The sequence below is a fragment of the Acinetobacter lactucae genome (assembly GCF_013344765.1).
Lineage (GTDB): Bacteria > Pseudomonadota > Gammaproteobacteria > Pseudomonadales > Moraxellaceae > Acinetobacter > Acinetobacter lactucae_A.
In genome coordinates, this window is the sequence record NZ_JABVBF010000240.1 from 1 (window position 1) to 3,556 (window position 3,556).

Here is a 3,556-nt window from a genome sequence, read left to right on the forward strand (position 1 = left end):
TTCTAAAAGCAACAAAATCTTGATCTTGCACTTTTTTAACTTCAAAATAATTTTGGCTTTGCCATTTCAACTCATCAAGTTCGAGCTCACCACATAAAATTGAACAGGGAATAGTAATTCGTTTTAACTGATGAACAGGACTATATTTTAAGATATCTTCCCTTGAAAGATTGAGAGCATGATTTAAATGAGTTCGTTGTATAGGTCCTAAATCATAAATTCCACTTAACAACACCATCTCAGATATGAGTGGATGGCCTAATGACGAAGCAGCCAGATGCGCCCCTGCTGAATGCCCAACCAGAACTACCTCATCGGTTCGCCAGTCTTGCTCTCGAATAAAATCGAGAGCTTGATTAACTTGAGAAACAATATCTGAAATTTTGCTTTGTGGTGCCAGATCATATTCTAAAAGCACACACTGTGCGCTCTTGGCTAGAATATACGGTACAATAAATGCAAAATCTGACTTATCACACCATTGCCAATAGCCGCCATGAATAAAAATAACAGTCTTTTTGACTTGCTCTAATGGAAATAAATCTAAGGTTGACCTTGGGTGTGTTCCATATTGAATATCTGCAATATGAGTAATTTTTTGGTAGCTCAGTAAACTTGTTCGTTGAAATTCTGCCAATATCTCATGTTCATTGGCCACAGTTCTAGCATTGTCATAGAGTCTCATAGGTCTCTCACTTCAACGATTCTTTATGAGCATTTAAGGCAAGCTTGGCTGACGAGCGTTTTAAATAGTAGAAAACCGTAAGCACAACAACTAATGGGACTCCAAATTGTAAAGTTGACTTGAATTCATTGGTAAACCATGTGGTGACTGTGATACTTAAAATTGCGATTAATCCTAAGAATGAAATTAACTGGCTTGCTGGAACCTTAAACTTTAATTGCTGGCCTTGTTGTGCCATTTTCCGTCTAAAAAACATATGGGTAATAAAAATACTGCCCCAAGTGAACAATGCGCCAAACATAGATAAAGCAATCATGATTGGGAAAGCAGAAGCTGGGTTAATCGTATAAACAATACTCGCGATACCAATACCAACAGCTGACAACAACAACGCATTAATTGGTACACCATTATGACTAATACGGCCAAATAGTTTTGGTGCATCACCAGCTCGTGACAAGCTAAATAGCATACGTGTTGAGATATACAGCATACTATTCATGGCTGATAAGGCCGCGACAATTACAATAAAATTTAAAATACTGTCTGCATATGGAATACCTACAATTTTCATTACCATCACAAAAGGGCTGGTCGCATCGACTCCAATTAAAGTTATCCAAGGAACAAGTGCTACAATGAGAAATAAAGACAGTAAGTAAAATAGAACTAAACGAATTGCAGTACTTTTAAAAGCTTTCTTAACGGCTCTTTCTGGATCTTTAGCCTCACCAGCCGCAACAGCGATCATTTCAATACTTAAATAACTAAATATTGAAATAATTACCCCGATCCATACCCCACTAAAACCATGAGGAAAAAAGCCACCATGCTCGGTTAAATTAGAGAGAACTTGTTCTGTTCCTCCATGACTTTGAGTCAGAATGCCAATTGCTAAAAGAATAAATACAATAATTGCAAAGACTTTTATTGTCGAAAACCAATATTCAACTAATCCAAATGCTTTGACGCTATATGCATTAACCACAAGTAAAGTCAGCGAGAAAAAAGCAATCCAGACCCAAGAACCTACATCTGGAAACCATAATTTCATATAGTCAGCAACTGCTGTGATTTCTGTACCGACCGCTAATACAATACATGCCCAATAACAATAACGGACTAAAAAACCAGCAAGAGGACTCACATAATGCTCAGCATATGCTCCAAATGAGCCTGACGTAGGATGCTGAACAGTCATCTCAGCCAAACAAGCCATAATAGCAAATGCGATTAAGCCGCCAATCGCATAACTCACGATGACAGCGGGACCAGCAAAGCTAATTGCAAACTTGCTTCCCATGAATAGCCCTGTACCAATCGCTCCCCCAATTGCAATCATTCCCATCTGTTTTGCGGATAATTTTTTATGTAAACCCGCTTCTCGATTTTGTATTTCATCAAAACTGCTCATAGGCCCTCCTAGCCATTTTTCTAATGTTGATCTTTAACGATCAGGTCACTTCACTGCGCACTAGATAACGATCATTTTTCCATTCACTATTCAGCATAATTTGCTTAAGTTGTTGTACGGCATTCAAGATATCTTCAAATCCTAGATATAAAGGTGTAATTCCAAAACGTAATACTTCTGGCTCTCGGTAATCCCCAATCACACCACGGGCAATAAGAGCCTGAATAATTTCATAGCCAAACTCATGTCTATAACTGACATGACTGCCACGATATTTATGGTTTAAAGGAGTAATGAGTTCAAAGCCAAACTGAGCACATTCTTGTTGAACAAGTTGAATAAACAAATCAGTTAATTTGAGTGATTTCTCGCGTATTTGTTGCATATCAGCTTGTAAGAAAATATCGACGCCACATTCGATTAGACTCATCGAAATGATAGGTTGAGTTCCACACAAATATCGACGAATGCTATTGGCTGGTTCATAATGCTGAGCCATATCAAATGGTTTTTTGTGCCCCCACCAGCCTGATAAAGGTTGCCAGAACTGATCACGATGCTTTCGATTTACCCATAACAACGCAGGTGAACCTGGGCCGCCATTTAAATATTTATAAGTACAACCGATGGCAAAATCACTATTACTCTGATTAAGATCCATAGGCACCGCACCAACCGAGTGACATAAATCCCAAATAATCAAAGCATCTTTAGCGTGAATTTGTTGATTAATAAATTCCATATCATAGAAATATCCAGTCCGATAATTCACATGAGAAAGAACAACTACCGCCACATCATTTGCTAAAACACGAGATAAATCATCCGCACCATCAATCAATTCAATTTGATAACCTTGATTAATCAAGTCTATAAAGCCTTCAATAATATAAATGTCGGTTGGGAAAGCATCTTTTTCTGCAACAATAATTTTACGTTCCGGAAATTTTTCGGCTTGAATTTTTACCGCTGCTGATAAAACTTTAAATAAATTTAAGGTCGTTGAGTCTGAAATAACAACTTCCCCTTTTTCAGCACCGATAAGCTGCGCGACTTTATCTCCGAGTCTAGTCGGTAAGCCCCACCAATCTGCTTTATTCCAACTATTAATAAGGTCCTCGCCCCACTCTTTGGCAATAATATGCTGAGCAACCTCTAATGATTTTTTTGGTCTTGCACCCAAAGAATTACCATCTAAATAAATGACATTTTCTGGTAATGCAAATTCGTCTTTAAACTTTTTGAGTTCATCTTCCTGATCCCAATAGAGGCATTGTTCGCGAGTAATCATTTGTTATTTCACCTATTTTCAACATTTCATTTGTATTTGAATTTTATCACGCCAATTCTTTCGATTTATTCGATAATATTTGATTAAAATTTGCTATTTTCGTATAAAATTCGAATTAAAATTAAAAAATATGGATGGAATTCGAAAATGAATGTAGATGCAATAG

At 37.2% G+C, this 3,556-nt stretch carries 3 protein-coding genes; all 3 read right to left on the reverse strand.

Annotation, left to right across the window (positions count from 1 at the left end; all coding sequences use genetic code 11):
* A partial coding sequence (locus HUN22_RS16080) for an alpha/beta hydrolase (RefSeq protein WP_174731449.1) occupies positions 1-685 on the reverse strand: 685 nt, incomplete at its 3' end.
* Positions 686-692: 7 nt separating this feature from the next.
* Positions 693-2,099 (reverse strand): amino acid permease, encoded by a 1,407-nt coding sequence (locus HUN22_RS16085; protein ID WP_174731452.1) that lies wholly within the window; start codon positions 2,097-2,099, stop codon positions 693-695.
* A gap of 40 nt (positions 2,100-2,139) precedes the next feature.
* Positions 2,140-3,390: a kynureninase gene (kynU, locus tag HUN22_RS16090; protein WP_174731455.1), complete on the reverse strand. Its 1,251-nt coding sequence runs from the start codon at positions 3,388-3,390 to the stop codon at positions 2,140-2,142.
* Positions 3,391-3,556: the final 166 nt, after the last annotated feature.